At 39.4% G+C, this 18,550-nt stretch carries 18 protein-coding genes; 3 read left to right on the top strand and 15 right to left on the bottom strand.

What is annotated here, in order from left to right; genetic code table 11:
- Nucleotides 1–332 precede the first annotated feature (332 nt).
- On the top strand, nt 333–1,556 hold the full coding sequence (locus tag C8C76_RS01800; protein ID WP_108138094.1) for an endo-1,4-beta-xylanase: 1,224 nt from the start codon (nt 333–335) through the stop codon (nt 1,554–1,556).
- A gap of 86 nt (nt 1,557–1,642) precedes the next feature.
- Here C8C76_RS01800 and C8C76_RS01795 read toward each other — a convergent pair whose 3' ends face one another.
- From C8C76_RS01795 to C8C76_RS15035, 9 genes are all read right to left on the bottom strand, one after another.
- Nucleotides 1,643–2,668 (bottom strand): branched-chain amino acid aminotransferase, encoded by a 1,026-nt coding sequence (locus C8C76_RS01795; RefSeq protein WP_108138092.1) that lies wholly within the window; start codon nt 2,666–2,668, stop codon nt 1,643–1,645.
- Nucleotides 2,669–2,695: 27 nt separating this feature from the next.
- A complete protein-coding gene (locus C8C76_RS01790; RefSeq protein WP_108138090.1) occupies nt 2,696–3,136 on the bottom strand; it encodes a deoxycytidylate deaminase in 441 nt (146 codons plus the stop codon).
- Nucleotides 3,137–3,287: 151 nt separating this feature from the next.
- Nucleotides 3,288–6,491 carry a carbamoyl-phosphate synthase large subunit gene (gene carB / locus C8C76_RS01785; protein WP_108138088.1) on the bottom strand — a complete coding sequence of 1,068 codons (3,204 nt, stop codon included), beginning with the start codon at nt 6,489–6,491 and terminating at the stop codon, nt 3,288–3,290.
- Between the two features lie 151 nt (nt 6,492–6,642).
- Nucleotides 6,643–7,023 (bottom strand): RidA family protein, encoded by a 381-nt coding sequence (locus C8C76_RS01780; protein WP_108138086.1) that lies wholly within the window; start codon nt 7,021–7,023, stop codon nt 6,643–6,645.
- A gap of 124 nt (nt 7,024–7,147) precedes the next feature.
- Nucleotides 7,148–8,032, bottom strand: coding sequence for an L-serine ammonia-lyase, iron-sulfur-dependent, subunit alpha (gene sdaAA / locus C8C76_RS01775; protein WP_108138084.1), 885 nt, complete (start codon nt 8,030–8,032; stop codon nt 7,148–7,150).
- 15 nt (nt 8,033–8,047) lie between these two features.
- Nucleotides 8,048–8,719 (bottom strand): L-serine ammonia-lyase, iron-sulfur-dependent subunit beta, encoded by a 672-nt coding sequence (gene sdaAB, locus C8C76_RS01770; RefSeq protein WP_108138082.1) that lies wholly within the window; start codon nt 8,717–8,719, stop codon nt 8,048–8,050.
- Between the two features lie 146 nt (nt 8,720–8,865).
- A complete protein-coding gene (locus C8C76_RS01765) occupies nt 8,866–9,372 on the bottom strand; it encodes a hypothetical protein (protein WP_108138080.1) in 507 nt (168 codons plus the stop codon).
- A gap of 58 nt (nt 9,373–9,430) precedes the next feature.
- Nucleotides 9,431–9,595, bottom strand: coding sequence for a helix-turn-helix domain-containing protein (locus tag C8C76_RS01760; RefSeq protein ID WP_108138078.1), 165 nt, complete (start codon nt 9,593–9,595; stop codon nt 9,431–9,433).
- 112 nt (nt 9,596–9,707) lie between these two features.
- A complete protein-coding gene (locus C8C76_RS15035; protein WP_181248127.1) occupies nt 9,708–9,884 on the bottom strand; it encodes a hypothetical protein in 177 nt (58 codons plus the stop codon).
- A 317-nt stretch (nt 9,885–10,201) separates the two neighbouring features.
- Here C8C76_RS15035 and glgD point away from each other — a divergent pair, with 317 nt between their 5' ends.
- A complete protein-coding gene (glgD, locus tag C8C76_RS01755) occupies nt 10,202–11,443 on the top strand; it encodes a glucose-1-phosphate adenylyltransferase subunit GlgD (protein WP_108138076.1) in 1,242 nt (413 codons plus the stop codon).
- Nucleotides 11,444–11,512: 69 nt separating this feature from the next.
- Here glgD and C8C76_RS01750 read toward each other — a convergent pair whose 3' ends face one another.
- The gene (locus C8C76_RS01750) at nt 11,513–12,118 is read right to left on the bottom strand and encodes a hypothetical protein (RefSeq protein WP_108138074.1); all 606 of its coding nucleotides are present in this window, start codon (nt 12,116–12,118) and stop codon (nt 11,513–11,515) included.
- Between the two features lie 234 nt (nt 12,119–12,352).
- On the opposite strand from C8C76_RS01750, the gene C8C76_RS01745 reads away from it, so the two are divergent.
- Complete coding sequence (locus C8C76_RS01745) at nt 12,353–13,369, top strand: mechanosensitive ion channel family protein (RefSeq protein WP_108138072.1); 1,017 nt, start codon at nt 12,353–12,355, stop codon at nt 13,367–13,369.
- Nucleotides 13,370–13,425: 56 nt separating this feature from the next.
- Here C8C76_RS01745 and C8C76_RS01740 read toward each other — a convergent pair whose 3' ends face one another.
- The 5 genes from C8C76_RS01740 to pflA form a co-directional block, all read right to left on the bottom strand.
- Nucleotides 13,426–14,496, bottom strand: coding sequence for an SAM-dependent methyltransferase (locus C8C76_RS01740; RefSeq protein WP_243733938.1), 1,071 nt, complete (start codon nt 14,494–14,496; stop codon nt 13,426–13,428).
- A gap of 78 nt (nt 14,497–14,574) precedes the next feature.
- The gene (locus C8C76_RS15030) at nt 14,575–14,724 is read right to left on the bottom strand and encodes a hypothetical protein (RefSeq protein WP_181248126.1); all 150 of its coding nucleotides are present in this window, start codon (nt 14,722–14,724) and stop codon (nt 14,575–14,577) included.
- Nucleotides 14,725–14,735: 11 nt separating this feature from the next.
- Nucleotides 14,736–16,514 carry a DNA helicase RecQ gene (gene recQ, locus C8C76_RS01735; protein ID WP_108138068.1) on the bottom strand — a complete coding sequence of 593 codons (1,779 nt, stop codon included), beginning with the start codon at nt 16,512–16,514 and terminating at the stop codon, nt 14,736–14,738.
- Nucleotides 16,515–16,546: 32 nt separating this feature from the next.
- Nucleotides 16,547–17,644, bottom strand: a complete 1,098-nt coding sequence (locus tag C8C76_RS01730) for an alpha-amylase family glycosyl hydrolase (RefSeq protein WP_108138066.1) — start codon at nt 17,642–17,644, stop codon at nt 16,547–16,549.
- Between the two features lie 162 nt (nt 17,645–17,806).
- The gene (pflA, locus tag C8C76_RS01725) at nt 17,807–18,535 is read right to left on the bottom strand and encodes a pyruvate formate-lyase-activating protein (protein ID WP_108138065.1); all 729 of its coding nucleotides are present in this window, start codon (nt 18,533–18,535) and stop codon (nt 17,807–17,809) included.
- Between the last annotated feature and the right edge of the window lie 15 nt (nt 18,536–18,550).

Raw genomic sequence — 18,550 nt, 5'->3', positions numbered from 1 at the left:
TAAATATTCTTCAGTTTGAATTAAATCTGTTGCAACCAGGTCTGGTAAATTCATTAAATCTGTGATAAACTTATTATGCATTTGCTTGACTCCTTCATTGAATTTTTGGTGTTGTAACTATTTAATTCAACGGAGCCAGGCAAATGCCTTTTTTATTTAGATATTTTTAGATTTACAGTTTTTTCTTCACAACATTAATTATACAACCATTAATTTTTATTGAATAATAGTAATTATCTAACATTTCTCTGTTGCCGCAGAGCAATTTATGCTATAATAAATTAAGAGTTAATTTAAGTCTTAAATTATATCATCAGGGAGGAAAAATAATTATGAATCTAGATCACCGTCAGCAAAAATCAAAATTTAAAATTTTAAACAGCAATGGAGAGCCGCTCAAAAACCAGGAAGTTGAAATTTCCCAGAAAGATCACGAATTTCTCTTTGGCTGTAATGGTTTTGAATTTGTCCCCTATGCCAGTGACCAGCTTGATGCTGAAGCGGCTGCGGAGACTGAAAAATACATAGCCAGATTTTTAGATATTTTCAACTTTACCACCCTTCCCTTTTACTGGGGGCAGTTTGAACCAGAAAGAGGAAAACCGCGAACTGAAGAACTAAAAAAAGCAGCCCAATTCTGTCAGCAGAATAATTTAACTGTTAAAGGACACCCTTTAAGCTGGCATACTCTGGCTCCTGACTGGCTTTTAGATTTAAGTAATCAGGAAATCTGGGAGGCGCAGATCAAACGGGTTAAAAGAGATCTCAATGATTTTAAAGAGCTGGTTGATATGTGGGATGTAATTAATGAAGTAGTGATTATGCCCAATTTTGATAAATATGATAACGGCTTAACCAGAGTTGCCCAGGCTAAAGGCAGAATTAAGGTGATTAAGGAACTTTTTGACACCTCTCAAAAGGAAGCTCCAAAGGCCACATTTATCCTCAACGATTTTAATACTACAGCTGCCTACGAAATTTTAATCGACGGCTGTCTGCAGGCCGGAGTTGAAATTGATAATATCGGAATCCAGTCCCACATGCATCAGGGTTACTGGGGTCTGGAAAAAACTCAGGATGTTTTAGAAAGGTTCAGCCGTTTTGGCATCCCGATTCAGTTCAGTGAGGTAACTATGGTTTCCGGAGAGCTGATGCCTGCTCATTATCTTGATTTAAATGATTATCAGGTTGAAAACTGGCCTTCTACTAAGGCTGGAGAAAAAAGACAGGCAGAAAATGTGGTGGAGTTTTACAAAACACTTTATGGTCATCCACTGGTTGAGGGGATTACCTGGTGGGATTTAATTGACGGCCAGTGGCTCAATGCTCCTTCCGGCCTCTTAAGAGAAGATTATTCACCAAAACCAGCCTACAATGAGCTCAAAAAATTGACTAAAGATGAGTGGTGGACTGAAACCAAAAAGCTTAAAACCGATGTAAATGGTGAGCTTGAGTTCACCGGTACAATAGGAGATTACAGTTTAAAGATTAAAGATAAAGAAATTGATTTCAAATTAGAAAAAAATCAGGCTGAAATTTCTCTTAGTTTAGCTTAGCTTTTTAATCAAATTAAATAAGCAGATATACTAAACCCTTCTCTTTAAAATTTTTGAGAAGGGTTTTTTATGATATTTATTATATTCTACTTGATTTCTCTGATCCAGCCTTCAGGGGCCTCAATAACCCCAAGCTGCATCTGAGTTAGAGTTTCATATAATTTTTTAATTACCGGTCCCATAGCTTCCATGCCGCTGGAAAGTTCAATCTCCTGCTCACCATTAACTATCTTACCGACTGGCGAAATTACAGCTGCTGTACCGCAGAGACCTGCTTCAGCAAAATCCTTAACTTCCTCAAGTTTAACCGGTCTTTCTGTAACCTTTAAATCAAGGTAGTTTTCAGCCAAATAAAGGATTGACCTTTTAGTTATTGAAGGAAGGATAGAATTGGACTCTGGAGTTACCAGTTCCTGATCTTCAGTGATGAAAATAATATTAGCTCCACCACTCTCCTCAACATAGGTTCTGGTAGCTGCATCTAAAAAGAGATTTTCATCATAACCCTCTTCGTGAGCCTCGACTGTAGTATTTAAGCTCATCGCATAGTTGAGTCCTGCCTTTAAATGACCGGTTCCTCTCGGTGCTGCTCTGTCATCCTTACTTACTCTTAAAGTGAGTGGATTTACCCCACCTTTAAAATATGGTCCGACCGGAGTTGCATAGAGTCTGAACTGAAACTCTTCTGCCGGTTTGATGGCGATTACATCTTTTGAGCCGAAGATAAAGGGGCGGAGATATAAAGAAGCTCCTGTTCCATAGGGAGGTACCCAGTCAGCGTTGGCCTCCACAACCTGATCAACTGCTTCCAAAAATCTTTCTTTAGGAAATGACGGCATCCTCAGTCCCTGAGCCGAATTAATCATTCTTTCTGCATTCAAATCAGGTCGGAAAGTAACAATTTTATCGTCCTTAGTGGTATAGGCCTTTAAACCCTCAAAAACCTGCTGACAGTACTGCAGGACAGCCGCACTCTCATTGATCACCACATTTGATTCGGCTGTTAATTTACCCTCACCCCAGCTGCCATTTTTATAATTTGCTATGTACCTCTTATCGGTTTCGTGATACTCAAATCCTAAATTTTCCCAGTCTAAATTCTTTTTTGCCATAATTAATTCTCCTCTCTGCTCTCATCTCTAGTATTTTATCAATTCAATATTTGACTGCTCCAGCAGTTTTTCTGCAAATGGATCAGAATAAGCGTTTTTAAAATATATTTTCTCAACTCCGGCATTAATTAAGATTTTGGTGCAGATAATACAGGGCTGATGGGTACAGTAAACTGTAGACCCTTCCGTCTTTACCCCGTGAAATGCTGCCTGGGCAACTAAATTCTGCTCTGCGTGAACTCCCCTGCAGATTTCATGTCTCTGACCACTTGGAACCTCCATTTCTTCCCGCAGACAGCCGGTTACCTCACAGTGGGGAATATCCTTTGGCGCCCCATTATAGCCGGTTGCCAGGACTTTTTTGTTTTTCACTAAAACGGCCCCAACCTTTCGCCTGAGGCAGCTTGCCCGGGTGGCAGCCAGTTCTGCCATTTCCATAAAATATTCATTCCAGTCCGGTCGGTTCAAATCAATCACTCCCAATATAAATTATAATCCTATCATAACATTTTTTATTCTAAATATGCAAAAAAACTCCCCTGATGAAATTTATTATCACAGGGGAGTTTGGATTAGTTATTCAATTATTAAATAAGCTAATTTGTGGTTAAACCTGAGCTTATCCAAGCAGTTGATGGTAATCCTGAATTGCCCTCATCTCGTAGTCGTTATTGATTTCAGCCTCAATACCGTCCACACTAGCTCTGGCGGCATTGGTCGTTGTAATATAGGGCAGCTTATATTTAATTGCTGCTGCTCTGATATAGCTGTCATCTTCTATTCCTTCTTTGCCGATCGGAGTATTGATCAGCAGCTGAATTTCTTCATTTTTAATGGCATCTACAATATTGGGGCGTCCGTGGCCCAGTTTATTGATCAGCTCTGCCTCGACTCCATTCTGCTCCAGGAAGTCTTTAGTCCCCGGGGTAGCAAGAATTTCAAAACCGAGTTTTTTAAGTTTTTTTGCTGTGGGCAGTATTTTTTCCTTATCCCGGTCATTGACTGTAATTAAAACCTTGCCCTCAGTCGGCAGCTCGAGTCCGGCAGCTGTTTGAGCCTTGTAGAAGGCCTGAGCATAGGTGCTGGCAATTCCCATTACCTCACCGGTAGCTTTCATTTCCGGTCCCAGTACGGTATCCACATTTTCGAATTTATCAAAGGGGAAAACCGCTTCCTTGACACCGGTATAAGGGATCTCCTGGTCCTCAAGCTCCATTGCAGCCAGCGATTCTCCGAGCATCAGTCTGGTTGCCAGTTGAGCCATGTTAACACCAGTCACCTTACTTACCAGGGGAACTGTTCTGGAAGCTCTGGGGTTTGCTTCAATAATATAGACCTGACCCTCATAGATTGCAAACTGAATATTCATCAGCCCTACAACTTCAAGAGCAGAAGCAATTTCGGCTGTATATTTTTTGATCGTCTCAAGCTGCTCCTCAGTAATCTCCAGTGAAGGAATGGCACAGGCACTGTCACCTGAATGGATTCCGGCTTCTTCTATATGCTCCATAACTGCAGCCACAAAGGTCTCCTCACCATCGGTCAGGGCGTCAACTTCTGCCTCCAGCGCATCTTCTAAAAACTTATCGATTAAAACCGGATGCTCAGCTGAAACTTCAGCCACCTGGGACTCTAAATAATGATCCAGGCTCTTTTTATTATAGACAATCTCCATTCCCCGACCTCCGAGGACATAGGAAGGTCTGAGCATCAGCGGGTAGCCAATCTTTTCTGCAATTTGATAGGCCTGCTCGACTGATTTGGCAACATCACTTTCCGGCTGTGGTATCTCCAGTTTCTGCATCAGTTTTCTAAACTCTTCTCTGTTTTCAGCAAAGTCGATGCTGGCCGGAGAGGTTCCTAAAATATTTACTCCTGCATTTTCCAGCTCCTCAGCAATATTCAGTGGTGTCTGACCACCAAACTGAACAATTACTCCTTCCGGCTTCTCTTTTTCGTAAATCCTGAGGACATCCTCGGCTGTCAGCGGTTCAAAATATAGTTTTGAAGAAATATCATAATCTGTGGAGACAGTTTCCGGATTACAGTTGACCATTACCGAATCATATCCCATTTTATCGAGGGTAAAGGATGCATGGACACAGGCATAGTCAAACTCAATTCCCTGTCCGATTCGATTTGGTCCTCCACCTAAGATCATTACTTTTTTGGAATCAGAAGCTGCAGTTTTTTCCTCAGCCAGATTATAGGAAGAGTAATAGTACTCACCCTCGGCTCCACTAACCCTGACCAGGTCAAAATTGTCATTTTCAACTGCATACTTGCGGGCCTTCCGCAATTTTTCTTCCTCATAATTTAGGATTTCAGCCAGATATTTATCGGAAAAACCCTTTTCTTTGGCCTCAACCAGAAGCTCTGCCGGCAGGGTCTGACCCTGATGTTTAAGCAGTTTCTTTTCCAGTTCCACCAGCTTCAGCATTTCTTCTAAAAACCAGCTTGAAATGTGGGTAATCTCTTTAATTTCTTCAACACTGATTCCGCGGCTGAAGGCCTCATAGATTAAAAAGTGGCGCTCACTGGAAGGGGTCATTAATTTTTCTAAAATTTCTTCTTCGCTCAGCTCTTTATGCTTTTTAACATTGCCAAAACCTGAGCGGCCGATCTCCAGGGAGCGGATCGCTTTTTGGGCGGCCTCTGCATAATTTTTACCGATACTCATCGCCTCACCCACAGCTTTCATCTGGGTGCCTAGCTTATCTTCAGCTCCGGGGAATTTCTCAAAAGACCAGCGGGCATATTTAACAACCACATAGTCTCCTCCTGGCTGATAGTGAGCCAGGTTTTCTCCATTATAATAGGGCAGCTCATCTAAGGTGATTCCCACAGAGAGCTTGGTTGAAATTCTGGCGATTGGAAATCCGGTTGCCTTGGAGGCCAGAGCTGATGAGCGTGAGGTTCTGGGGTTCATTTCAATAATTACCAGCCTGTCCTCTTCCCGGTTATAGGCAAATTGAAAGTTTGCACCCCCGATAACTCCGATTGCATCTGCAATCTGATAACTGTAATCTTCTATTCTCTGCTGAACATCTTCGCCAATGGTCAGCATCGGTGCCACACAGAAGCTGTCTCCTGTATGGACTCCCATTGGATCCACATTTTCGATAAAACAAATTGAAATCTTTTTTTCGTTCTGATCTCGGACCAGTTCGAGCTCCAGTTCCTGCCAGCCAATTACAGCTTCTTCGACTAAAACCTGGTTGATCATACTGGCCGCTATCCCATTATCAGCTACATTTCTTAATTCTTCTACGTTATAGACGAGACCACCACCGGCACCACCCATTGTGTAGGCCGGGCGGACAACTACCGGAAAACCTAAATCCTTAGCAATCTTTTCTGCTTCATCCACACTGTAGGCCGGCAGACTTTTGGGCATTGGAACTCCCAGTTTTTCCATCTCTTCTTTAAATTTAATTCTGTCTTCTCCCCGCTCAATTGCTTCCGGCTGGATTCCAATAATCTCTACTCCATATTTCTCCAAAATTCCCTTTTCATAGAGCTCTGAAGCTAAATTAAGTGCTGTCTGACCACCTAAATTGGAAAGTAGGGCATCCGGATTTTCCTTGTTTATAATTCGCTCGATACTCGCTGCAGTCAGGGGTTCTATATATGTACGGTCTGCCATCTCCGGGTCGGTCATAATGGTGGCCGGATTCGAATTCACAAGTACAATTTCATAGTTTTCTTCCATCAGTGCCTTACAGGCCTGAGTTCCAGAATAATCAAACTCACAGGCCTGACCGATTACTATCGGTCCTGAACCAATAATTAAAATCTTTTCTAAATCTTCTCTTTTGGGCATTAATTCTCTCCTCCTCAAATTATTTAGCCTTGTATATAGATTTTAGATAAAAACTCATATTCCTGCTTGAAGATTAATGTTTAAATTCATTAAATATTAAAAAAATAAAGCCGGGCTGAGCAGAAGACTCAGACCCAACTTATTCTTAAGATTATTTTACTGCAACAGCCGCAATTTCTACTTTAACATCCTTAGGCAGCCTGCTGACTTCCACACAGGCCCTGGCAGGAGCATCTTTAGTGAAATATTCGGCATAGATTTGATTGATCTGATTAAAATTATCCATGTCAGAGATAAATAATTCACACTTAACTACATCCTGCAGTGAGTAACCGGCTGCTTCTAATACAGCCTTTAAATTCTCCAGTGACTGGACTGTCTGTTTTTTTAGATCGTCGCCCACCAGCTCCCCTGTTTCAGGATTAATTGGAATCTGTCCTGAAATAAAGAGTTGATTATTGACCTCCACCGCCTGAGAATAAGGACCAATAGCAGCTGGGGCATTTTCAGTACTTATAATTTTTTTAGTCATGATTATCTCTCCTTCTTTAATCTCTTTTAAATAATTATAGATTGTATATTTTGAAACATTTAACTCCTCAGCAAAACTTTTAACAAAATTAGCATCTAATCCCGTTTTTCTTTCAGATTTAATTTTAAAGTGATTCAGTCTGCAGTTCTTTTTTAATTCTGCAGGCAGTTGGAGTTACAGCCAGTCCGCCACAGGAAGTTTCCTTAAGGCTTTCCGGAAGTGCATCTCCCACTTCCTTCATGGCTGTGATCACCTCATCTATTGGAATTACACTTTCAACTCCGGCCAGGGCCATTTCTGCAGCTGTGACAGCATTGCTGCTGCCGATGGCATTTCTCTTAATACAGGGTACCTCAACCAGACCTGCAACCGGATCACAGACCAAACCCAGCAGATTTTTTAGGGCCACTGCTGCTGCAGAAGCAACCGCCTGATTGCTGCCTCCCATCAGATAGGTGATTGCTGCTGCTGTCATTGCCGAAGCAGATCCGCATTCTGCCTGACAGCCGCCAGCTGCTCCTGAAACTGAGGCCTGTTTGGCAATAACCATGCCAAAGCCAGAGGCAACAAACAGAGCCTCTATAATTTTTTCTTCTTCAAATTGATATTCTTCAGCCAGAGTTAAGAGGGAACCGGGCATAATCCCACAGGAACCGGCAGTTGGACAGGCCACGATCTTCCCCATAGCTGAGTTCAGTTCCGAAACCGCCAGAGTATTGGCTATGATGCGGGAAAATAGGTCGCCAACCAGGCTTTTTCCTTCTTTTCTTGCCTGATCTACTAATTTTGCATCTCCTCCGGTCAAACCACTCATTGATTTTATATCCTGATTTAAAGCAGGTTTAACTGATTCCCGCATGACTTCTAAGGTTTCTTTCATCTTTTCCCTTACTTCTGCTTCCGAAAGTTCAGTAATCTTAATTTCCCGGTCGATAACCACCTGAGCCAGTGAGATTTCCTTTTTTTCTGCAATTTCGATTAATTCTTTTACTGTATTAAAATTTTCCACTCTGCTGCCTCCTCTTTAATTCAACGGCTTAATTAGTTTTGAAGTTTTGATGCCGGGGATACCTCTAATCAGGGACAGGATCTGATCTTCAATCTCATGGTCAAGGTTGATAATTGCTGTCGCCTGGTGACCTTTTCGCTCTCTTAAAACCTGCATTTCGGCAATGTTTAAATTATAGATATTTAAAATTTCCGAAATCTTGGCAATTAATCCCGGCTGGTCCTGGTGAAAGGTGATAAGAGTATAGTATTCTCCCTTTAAGTTTAGCTCAGTATTATTTAACCTGGTAACAACTATTTTGCCGCCGCCAACCGAGGAAGCTGTAATTGTTGTGTTAACACCGTCCACATCTGTAATTTCCAGTTTTACAGTATTGGGGTGAACATTTTCTAATTTGATTGGAAAAAATTCAAATTTAATTCCCATCTCTGCTGCTGTTTTCAGCGAATCCTTGATTTTTGGATCATCAGTCTTATAGCCTAAAAGTCCGCCAATAATGGCCCTGTCTGTACCATGACCTTTATATGTTTCTTTAAAAGAACCGTGAAAATATATTTTTATATCCTGATATTCATTATTTACAATTTCTTTGGCAAGATTGCCGATCCTGACAGCTCCGGCTGTATGTGAGCTGGATGGGCCAATCATAACCGGACCAATCATATCAAAAGCACTTAGATTATCCATTAATGCACCACCTAAAAAAGATTTTAAAACTATATTTTAAACAATTTATGTAACTCTTACAAAATATTTTAAAGTGTCCACCAGCAGTTGTCAAGAATTTCGACTTTAACAGAAAAAAGACCGGTATTGCTACCGGCTCAAATTTGCTAGGAAACAAAATTTTCTCTTTTATTTTCTCTAAGTTCCTTTAGTTCTTTTTCTGACTCAAGAAATACCTTCAAGTAATCTCCTACAACTTCTAGATGTTTCTTCTCCTGCAGCAGATCATCAATTAATTCTTTTATTTTAGCGAGAGATTCTATCCGACTGAGGCTGAGTTTGGTAACCAATTTTTTGTCATTAAAGAGTTTACTGCAGTTAACAAACCTGATTAGCTCTTCCTCAGTAATCTGATGTGGATGACTACCTTCAAGTTCCAGACATTTTCTGGCTTCTGCAATTTCTGGAATTTTATATTTATCCTTAAGCTTCAACGCAGTTAATATCTCTGCTGTCACAATCTCCGGATATAAAACACTGCCATTTTTAATTTTCACCCGGGAGATAACTCCCTTTCTGGACCAGTCACGAAGTCTGAGTTCGGTATAAATTGGAGGGATTTCATCACCCCTTATCTCTTCTACAAGTCTGCGAGCACCATCTAAGGAAATCATAAATATCAGATCCTTTCCTGTGCTGTTAACACTATGTCAACAAGACAACTCACTTCTCTTAACTGCGCTCATCTTCGAAAAAATCCTGCCGATGTCCTTCTGTAATCCTCCATTTTCTGGCAACTTTCTTCGCCTTCAATTCTTTTTTCTTTATCAACTTCAAAACCGAATTTCTGGAGATTTTTAGCATATCAGCGACCTCATCTGTAGTATATACCTTCATCTAAAATCTCTCCTTTCTTACAATTATATTATACTACAGATTGATGGAGTTTTCAATTTTTTGAATACTATTTGAATATACCCTGACATATCTTTGAGCTTATTTGAAATATTTAATTTAAACTTTCTTCAAAAAATGCATCAGCCCTTCTACAGATGAATTTTTTATAGAGCAGATGAGTAGTATAATGGCCGGCAATCAAATTATATCTTTTGGGCTCTCCCAAGCGCTGCCAGAGGTCATCAGCAGATTCTCTGGGAATTAATTTATCAAAAAGTGCGTTAAACATCAGTACTTTTTCACTGTTAATCCTGTGAGCAAAAAAGGAGGGATCATACCTAAAACAGGCGGGAAATTTTTTTAGATCTTCGAGTTTTTGAAATTCTGCTGCTGCCTGATCAAAATTAAATTCTAATTATCCTCTAAATATTCTAATGAAATTATGTCGAAAAATAATATCTGCTGTCTTATCTAAAATTTCTGAGCTAAATAGCCAAAGAATCTTCAATAAACCCCCAAAGAATGGAAAAGATTTTTCGGCTTTAATCAGATATAATTAAGATATGGATGAAATTAGTAATAATTTTTAAATTTGGGGGGATTCAGATGGAAAAAACACTTGCTTTAGTTACTGCTGGAGGCCGACTTGACCTTTTGTCTAAAACTCGTTCAAAGGCTGCCCTGCCATTTGCGGGGAAATTTCGACTGATTGATTTTACTTTAAATAACTGCATAAATTCGGGCATTGAAAATATTGGCGTTATAACTCAGTATATGCCCTATTCATTAAGAGAACATATTGGGATCGGTAAGCCCTGGGATTTAGACCGCAAAAATGGAGGAATCACTATTCTGCAGCCCTATAAGGGTAAGGAGGGTGAAGACTGGTATTATGGTGATGCACAGGCTGTCTACAATAATCTAAGTTATATTATGAGTAATGGTCCTGAAGAAATATTAATCCTGCCGGGGAACCTGGTCTATAAAATGAATTATCAAAAATTAATCAGACAGCATCGAGAAAATGATGCTGATTTAACTTTAGCAGCTAACAATATTCCCTATCCTGATGCCCGTCACTTTTCTATTTTAGATTATGAAGATAATCTGCAGTTAAAAAACATAAAAAAGGAAGAAGAACCTGCTAAAAATCTGGTTTCAATGGGGATTTTTGTCTTTAAAAAAGAGGTGCTCGTTAAATATTTAAAAGAGTACTGCAGTCAGGGAGCAGTGGATTTTGAAACAGAGATAATTCCGCAGATGCTTGCTGATCAGAAAAAGATTTTTATCTCTAAATATCAGGGCTACTGGAGGAGTATTAGAACAGTTCAATCTTACTGGAAAAGTAATCTGGAAACTACTGACGCTGTTCCGGAAATTAACCTCTATGATCCAGACTGGCCAATCTATACCCGCAGTGAGGAAAAACCTCCGGTTAAATTTGGCCCTCACAGCCTGAGTACAAAAAGTTTGATTGCCAATGGCGCAATTGTCAACGGCAGGGTGGAAAATTCGATTATTGGACCGGGTGTCTACATCGAAGCTGGAGCCCTGGTTAAAAATTCTATTATCTTAAATGATTCCACAATCCGCAAAAATTCACTGGTCAACAAAAGCATTATTGATAAAAATGTGGAAATTAAAGAAAATGTACAGATAGGTTATGGTAATGATTTTACGGTCAACTCTGATTCAGAAAACAATCTGGAAAACGGTCTAAATTTATTTGCAAGAAATATTTCTGTTGACTCCGGCTGCACTATTCACCGCAACTGCCGGATAGCCAGGGACCTAAAAAGAGGCCAGTTTAAAAATAATGAGATTCTAAGTGGAACTACAGTAGAATAGGTAATTTTAAAAAAATAAGCCGGGCTTAAGTTTCTGCCCGGCTTTAATAAATTAAGATTAAAATAAATTTTAATAATCCTCACTGCTGATATAAAGTTTTAAACTTTTTAGATAGTCAACATCATAGGGCGAATCCTCTTTGAAAATAATAGCCCTGATAAATGCAATTTTGGGACTTAAAGATTTTTTAGACTCTTTATCTTCATTCAGGGTAATCTGAAAACGCCTCTCTTCACTGCGGCTGACAATTACAAAGGCATTTTCTTTATCTGAAAATGTATAAACATAATTTTGGGGATCAAAAACTGCATCATCCTCAGCAAAGGCAATATAATAATACTGGCTGTCATTGAACTCAAAAGTTGCAATCTTATAGTTTTCAATTAGATATTCAAGTCTACTTTCAGTTAACTGAAGCTCTATTCCCTTAATATAACCCTGATCATCAAGGTCATTTTGAAATTCTTCTATAAAATCTCCATCCATAATTGCATCAGTATATTTTTTATCAGGCCAGTTAAGCTTATTTAATTTAAGATAAACATTATCTACTACTTCTATTGGCTGGTTGGATGCAATTAATCTGCTCTTATCATAATTATCTTCATAGTGTTTGCTAAATTTCTGCAGATAAATATATCCCATATCACAGCTTTGATCACAGGTAATATCCATATTTTTATGCCTCCTTATCTAATACACATTCTATATCTATTCTTAAAAACCTGCCTTCAGTTAGCAATAATTTCTAACTATTATTATAACAAAATTTGAGAAAAAATTTAATAAATAAAATACAAAATGGAAAAAAGTAGGCTGCTTTTGGATCAGAGCTGAAAAAATCACAGAAATTTGAATTTTAGCTGGCGGGGATTTATAATTATATTAATTAAAAGAGGTGATGGCAAAATGTACTGGAATTTTTTGATTTCCCTGGCGGCATTTACAGTTATCTATTTTGTGCTGCTTTATTCAACCAGATTTATTTTAAAAGATTTAAGTGAAAAGCGATATAAACAGATTAGAGAAAACCTTAAGATTCCTCTGCTCTATCTGCTGATAAATATTGCGCTTTTGATTCCTTTTTATTATCTCAAAGAGAGCAATGAATTACTTGCTTTTTTGAATCACTTTTTAAGAATTACAATTATCTTTTTAATCAGCTGGTTTATAATTCGGCTGATGCATTTAATCAGGCTCTATCTTGATGATACTCATAAAATTGATGTCAGCAATAATTTAAAGGCCCGAAAAATACATACTCAGTACCGAATCTTAGAGCGGGTTATTAAAGTTTTGATTATCTTTATTGCAGTTGCTGCTGCCCTAATGACTTTTGATTCGATCAGGCAGGTCGGCATCAGTTTATTTGCTTCTGCAGGTGTGGCCAGTATTATTATTGGTTTTTCTGCCCAGAAGATTATTGCCTCGATTATTGCCGGCATCCAGCTTGCTATAGCTCAGCCAATTAGGGTTCAGGATGTAGTTATCGTCAACGGTGAGTGGGGCTGGATTGAAGAAATTAATTTAACTTATGTGGTGGTTAAAGTCTGGGACCGCAGAAGGCTGGTTGTCCCCACAACTTATTTTATCGATAATATTTTTCAGAACTGGACCCGAAAATCATCTTTTATTCTGGGAACTGTCTTTTTATACACAGACTACACAATTTCTGTTGATGCAGTCAGAGAGGAACTGGACCGGCTGCTGGAGGATAATAAGCTCTGGGACGGCAAGGTTAAGGTGGTTCAGGTAACTGATGCCAGTGAAAAATCGATGGAGCTGAGAATTTTAGTCAGTGCTGATGACTCACCAACAGCCTGGGAACTCAGAGTTTATCTGCGGGAGAAGCTGATCAAATTTATCCAGGAAAATTATCCCGAGAGTCTGCCCAGAACCAGAGTCGAATTTCCAGAAGATAAATAAAACCCATACACAGCTAAACCATGTATGGGTACACTTTTGATATAAGCATTACATTTTTACTTTTGGAAGAGATAATGGCTGATAAACCACTCATCTCCACCGTTATAACCAAAGAACTCAGCCGAGGATATGAAAAATAGGCGCCAGTAATTCCACCACTTCTCAGCATCCTGAGCTCCATAGGTTGATTCTAAAATTGGATAAATAGACTGTTTTTTCTGGTCCATTATTGAAAGCCAGGCTTCTAGAGTTTTCTGATAGTGGCTGCCTGATACTGCCCACTGCTTTTCTAAACTAAGGTCACTGCTAAAATAATGGAGCAGATCCTGGCTGGGCATTGTGCCGCCACTGAAAAAATAGCGGGCCATCCAGTCAGTATTTTTGCTGTCCTGATAGGTAAAGGGATAAAATTGATGGGTAAAAATGTGAATAAATAGTTTGCCCTCATCAGTTAAAAAGCTGCTTACTTTCTCCATTAACTTCTGATAGTTGCGCATATGTTCAAACATCTCGACCGATACTATCCGATCAAATCTGGCATCTGTAGAAAAATTATTGATATCTGCTTTTACCGCTCTTAGATTCTCAATTCTATTGTTAGCTGCCAGCTGATTGATATAATTTATCTGCAGCTTTGAATTGGAAACTGCAATAATCCTCGAATCAGGAAATTTTTTTGCCAGATAAAAAGAAAGGGATCCCCAGCCGCAGCCGAGTTCCAAAATATTCTGTCCATTTTCAATTTCTGCCCTCTCGGCAGTCAGCTTCAGCATTTCATCTTCAGCCTGGTCAAGTCTCTGCTGCAGGTCATCCTGTTTTTTTAACTTTTTATAGCTTAGATCATCAGACCAGTAGCAGCAGCTGTACTTTAAATTTCTGCCCAGAATTTTTTCAAAAAACTCGGGTGGAAGTTCATAGTGCTGCTCATTAGCCGCTTCGGTTTGGACAGCTATTGGCTGTGTTTTCAAATTCTCCCTAAACATTTTTAAGTATTTAAATCTATCTTCAATTGTAAGCTTATTCTGCTTTTTAATCCTTTTTTTGACAATCCTTCTAATTCCTCTTCTCAATAAAAAGTCAGGTATTTTCCCAGTTGCCAGAATATTATCTAAATCCAAAGTTATCACCTCAATAAGTGATTATTTATAAAAATATTATTAGTTAATATTATACAGCAGTATTATTAAAATTGCATTAACTAAAAGTTATTTTTTTATAAAATAGCCGGCAGTAATACTGACAATCAGCGCCAGAGTCATAGCGGGAAGGAAATTTAAATTAAAATATCTAATAATAAACACAAGAAAGAGACCAATTCCAAAATAAATTAGATTCTTCTTAGTTTTATCAGTCATTTTATCATCCTTTATAGTTCGGTATTTTCTTTTATTTTAGTTAAAAATTCTCTGCCATAGCGGGAATACTTTACTTCTCCAACTCCACTTACTTCAAGCATCTGAGATTGGTTTTGGGGAAGAACCCGGCACATATCCTTTAAGGTGCTGTCGTGAAAAATAATATAGGGTGGGACACCTTCCTTTTGGGAAATTTCTTTGCGCAGCTCTTTTAAAATCATAAAAAGCTCGCTGTCCTCACTGACCTGTTTTTGTTCTGCTTCTACCCTTTTTTCTACCTCGAGTTCGCCGTTCATAATCTGATATGATTTTTGATTTAACTTTAAAAGCGGGTACTTAGCTCCTGACTGGCTCAGATAATCATCGGCCACCAGCAGATTAATCAAATTCTTAATCTCCTTAATCGTATAACCCGGCATAATCCCGTAGGTTGAAAGCTGATCAAAATTTGATTCTAGAATCTTCTGGCTCTTTGAACCTGCCAGCACCTTGGCTGTAACAGTAATTCCCCAGCGCTGATCAAGCCGGTAAACACAGGATAAAATTTTCTGCGCCTCAACTGTGATATCTTTCAAATCTCGCTGGTCATTGCAGCTGCTGCAGTTATTACAGCTCTCCGGTACCTTTTGGTCACCAAAATATTCTAAAATATAGGCGCGCAGACACCTGCTGGTGTGGCAGTAATCGACCATCTGCTGTAATTTTTTTAGATGCTCCTCTTTTCTTGTTGGGGAAGACTCTACCTGATCGATCAAAAATTTCTGAATATGCTTATCTCCCGGTGAATAGAGCAAAATACAGTCTGCTGGCTCTCCATCACGACCGGCACGGCCCGCCTCCTGATAATAGGACTCCATATTTTTGGGCATGTTGTAGTGGATTACAAAGCGGACATTGGACTTGTCAATCCCCATCCCAAAGGCATTGGTGGCCACCACAATTTTAAGCTTATCATAGATAAAATCTTCCTGAACAGCTGTCCTCTCTTTTTCTGAAAGACCGGCATGATACCTGCCGACCTGATAATCCAGACCGGCTAGCAGCTCATAGATTCTGTTGACTTCTTTTCTGGTTGCCGCATAAATAATTCCCGGCTGCTCGGAATTAACTTTTAGATAATCCTTTAAAAACTGATCCTTATCTATACCCTTGCGCAGCTTGAAGCTTAAGTTGGCTCTATCAAAACCCCCGGTGTAAATATTGGGATTTTCCATCTGCAGCTGTTTGCTGATATCCTTCCTGACTGCCGGAGTAGCTGTAGCGGTAAAGGCGCTCAGTATGGGCCGAGGCTTAAGCCTGTCTATAACCTGAGAAATGTTTAAATAACTGGGGCGGAAATCATGTCCCCACTGAGAAACACAGTGAGCCTCATCGACTGCAATCATTTCAATATCAATCTGCTGCAGGAGCTTTAAAAAACGGAAAGAGTTTAACCTCTCCGGAGCAACATAGAGCAGCTTATATTCCCCCGCAGCTGCAGCCTCTATTCTCATTTCCAGTTCCTGATTTGCAATCGAGCTGTTGATAAAAGTCGCTTTGATTCCCATCTCTTTTAAGGCATCGACCTGATCCTTCATCAGAGAAATCAAAGGAGAAATCACAATAGTTAAACCTTCAAAAATAAGGGCTGGAATCTGGTAACAGAGTGATTTTCCGGAACCAGTCGGCATTACAGCGACTGTATCTCTACCTGCGATAATATTTTCAATTAATTCCTGCTGCCCTTTTCTAAAACTGCTGTAACCATAGTATTTATTTAAAATTTCTTTGATATCTGTAGCTTTAGACATAAAAATTCCTTCCTGCTGCTTAATTTTTTGCTTTAATCCTGAACAAATATCTCATAATCCCTGCCATTTACAGTCAAACCGGAATAGTAATAATCATCATAGGCATTATTAATAATCAGGTTATATCTGCCGCGGCGGGCATGATAAATATCATCATTTAAAGTCACAATCTCCAGTGGCTGATCTTCAGAATTTCTTCGCAAATTAATCAGTTCATCGAGCTTCTCTTTTAAATCATATTTAAAATAGTCATTCCAGTAAATTACGGCTGGATTATCCTGAAAAAGTATATAGGCATAGCCGAGCTCCTTATTGGTGATAATTGCATCCCGGTTAAAGTCTCTTTCATCTCTTTCTATATCATGATTTGATAAAAAATTAACCTTATTTTTTTTGGAAATTCCCTCCAGACTCTGAACGGGAAAAAAGGGATCCATACACATCTCCTTGATGCTGTAATAAAGCGGAAAGTTAAATAAATTTATCTGACTGTGGTCAATAAACTCCTCCAGAATCCGGTCATCACCATGCCAGTATTCTCCCACCATAAAGGTATTATCACGAAAGTGATCGGCAAATTCCTTCGCAAAATCCCAGCGCATATCCTTGAGGTTATCCAGTCTGAAGCTGTCAAAACCTATCTCATTTTTCAGCCAGCTGGCCCAGTTTATCAGTTCATTTTTCATATATTCGTCATCAGAGTAATAACAGATCGTCTCTCCAAAGCTGTTGCGGCTGCTGCAGTCACCACACTCATGGCAGAAATGTTGATGATTTTTAGGGAAATCAGCTTCCGCAAATCTGGTGAAAGTTTTTTCCTCAAAGTGTGGGTTCCACTCTTTATCTCCACCCAGCATGTGGCCTAAAACCAAATCCGCCATTACCTTGACCTCATTGTGATGCAGTCGCTTGATCAGTTTTTTTAGAGTCTTTTTATTGCCAAATTTAGAATTCAAATTATAATGTTCTTTTATATCATAACCCATTGAGTTTTTTCCATTCATCCCTCTTGATGGAGGCGGCAGCCAGACTGTATCAAATCCCTTAACTGCTATCTCATCTGCAATAGACGAAATTTCTTCCCACCAGTCATCAAGACAGTTCCAGTAAAATCCCTGTAAAATTAACATATTTCCTTAGCTCCTAGTTTAATTAACTTTATTTTAATAAATAATGTTTATTGTTAGATAATTATAACATAAATTTCGACATAAAAACAGAAAAGCCCGCTTGAGAATAATCTCAAACGGGAATTATTAATAAAAACCTGCTTAAATCTGGTTTCAGCCAGCTCAGGCTATATTAATTTTATAATTTTTAAAAACCGCATTTAGTTCTGCCATTTTCTTTTCCGAAGGTGGCTTGACAGCTGCAAGTTTATATTCCAGGCCTAAGTTTTCCCACTTGTGTTTTCCTAACTCGTGGTAGGGCAGCAGCTCAATTTTTTCTAAGTATTTTTTGGGTTTGAGATATTCTGCAAACTGCCTCATCTTCTCCAGATCATCAGTAATTCCAGGAACTATAACCTGTCTGACCCAGTAGGGCTGTTTTTCTTTTTCCAGCAGCTCGACCAACTTAAGCGTCTTTTGGTTGCTGACCCCGGTTAGATCCTGGTGGATCAGATCATCCATTGTTTTGATATCCAGCAGTACCAGATCCAGATAGGGCAGAAATTTTTTAAACTTTTCGGGCTCCACAAAACCAGAAGTATCAAGGGCTGTATGCAGTCCTTCAGCTTTTGCCTTTTTTAAGAGATCAAGAGTGAATTCCGGCTGCATTGTCGGCTCACCCCCGGAAATTGTGAGACCACCACCTGAGCGCTCGATATAGGGTTTGATTTTAACAATCTTCTCCAGCAGGGAGTCAGTAGAAACCTTTTTCCCTTCTTTTAACTTCCAGGTGTCGGGATTGTGGCAGTACTGACAGCGCAGGGGACAGCCCTGAGTAAAAACAACAAAGCGGATTCCCGGTCCATCAACAGTGCCCATACTTTCAGTTGAATGTATATATCCTTCAGCCATTGTAACCTCCTTTTG

The sequence above is a fragment of the Halanaerobium saccharolyticum genome (genome assembly GCF_003053565.1).
Classification (GTDB): domain Bacteria; phylum Bacillota; class Halanaerobiia; order Halanaerobiales; family Halanaerobiaceae; genus Halanaerobium; species Halanaerobium saccharolyticum_B.
Note: the sequence above shows the minus strand (reverse complement) of the source record. Positions and strands in the feature narration are given on the sequence as shown.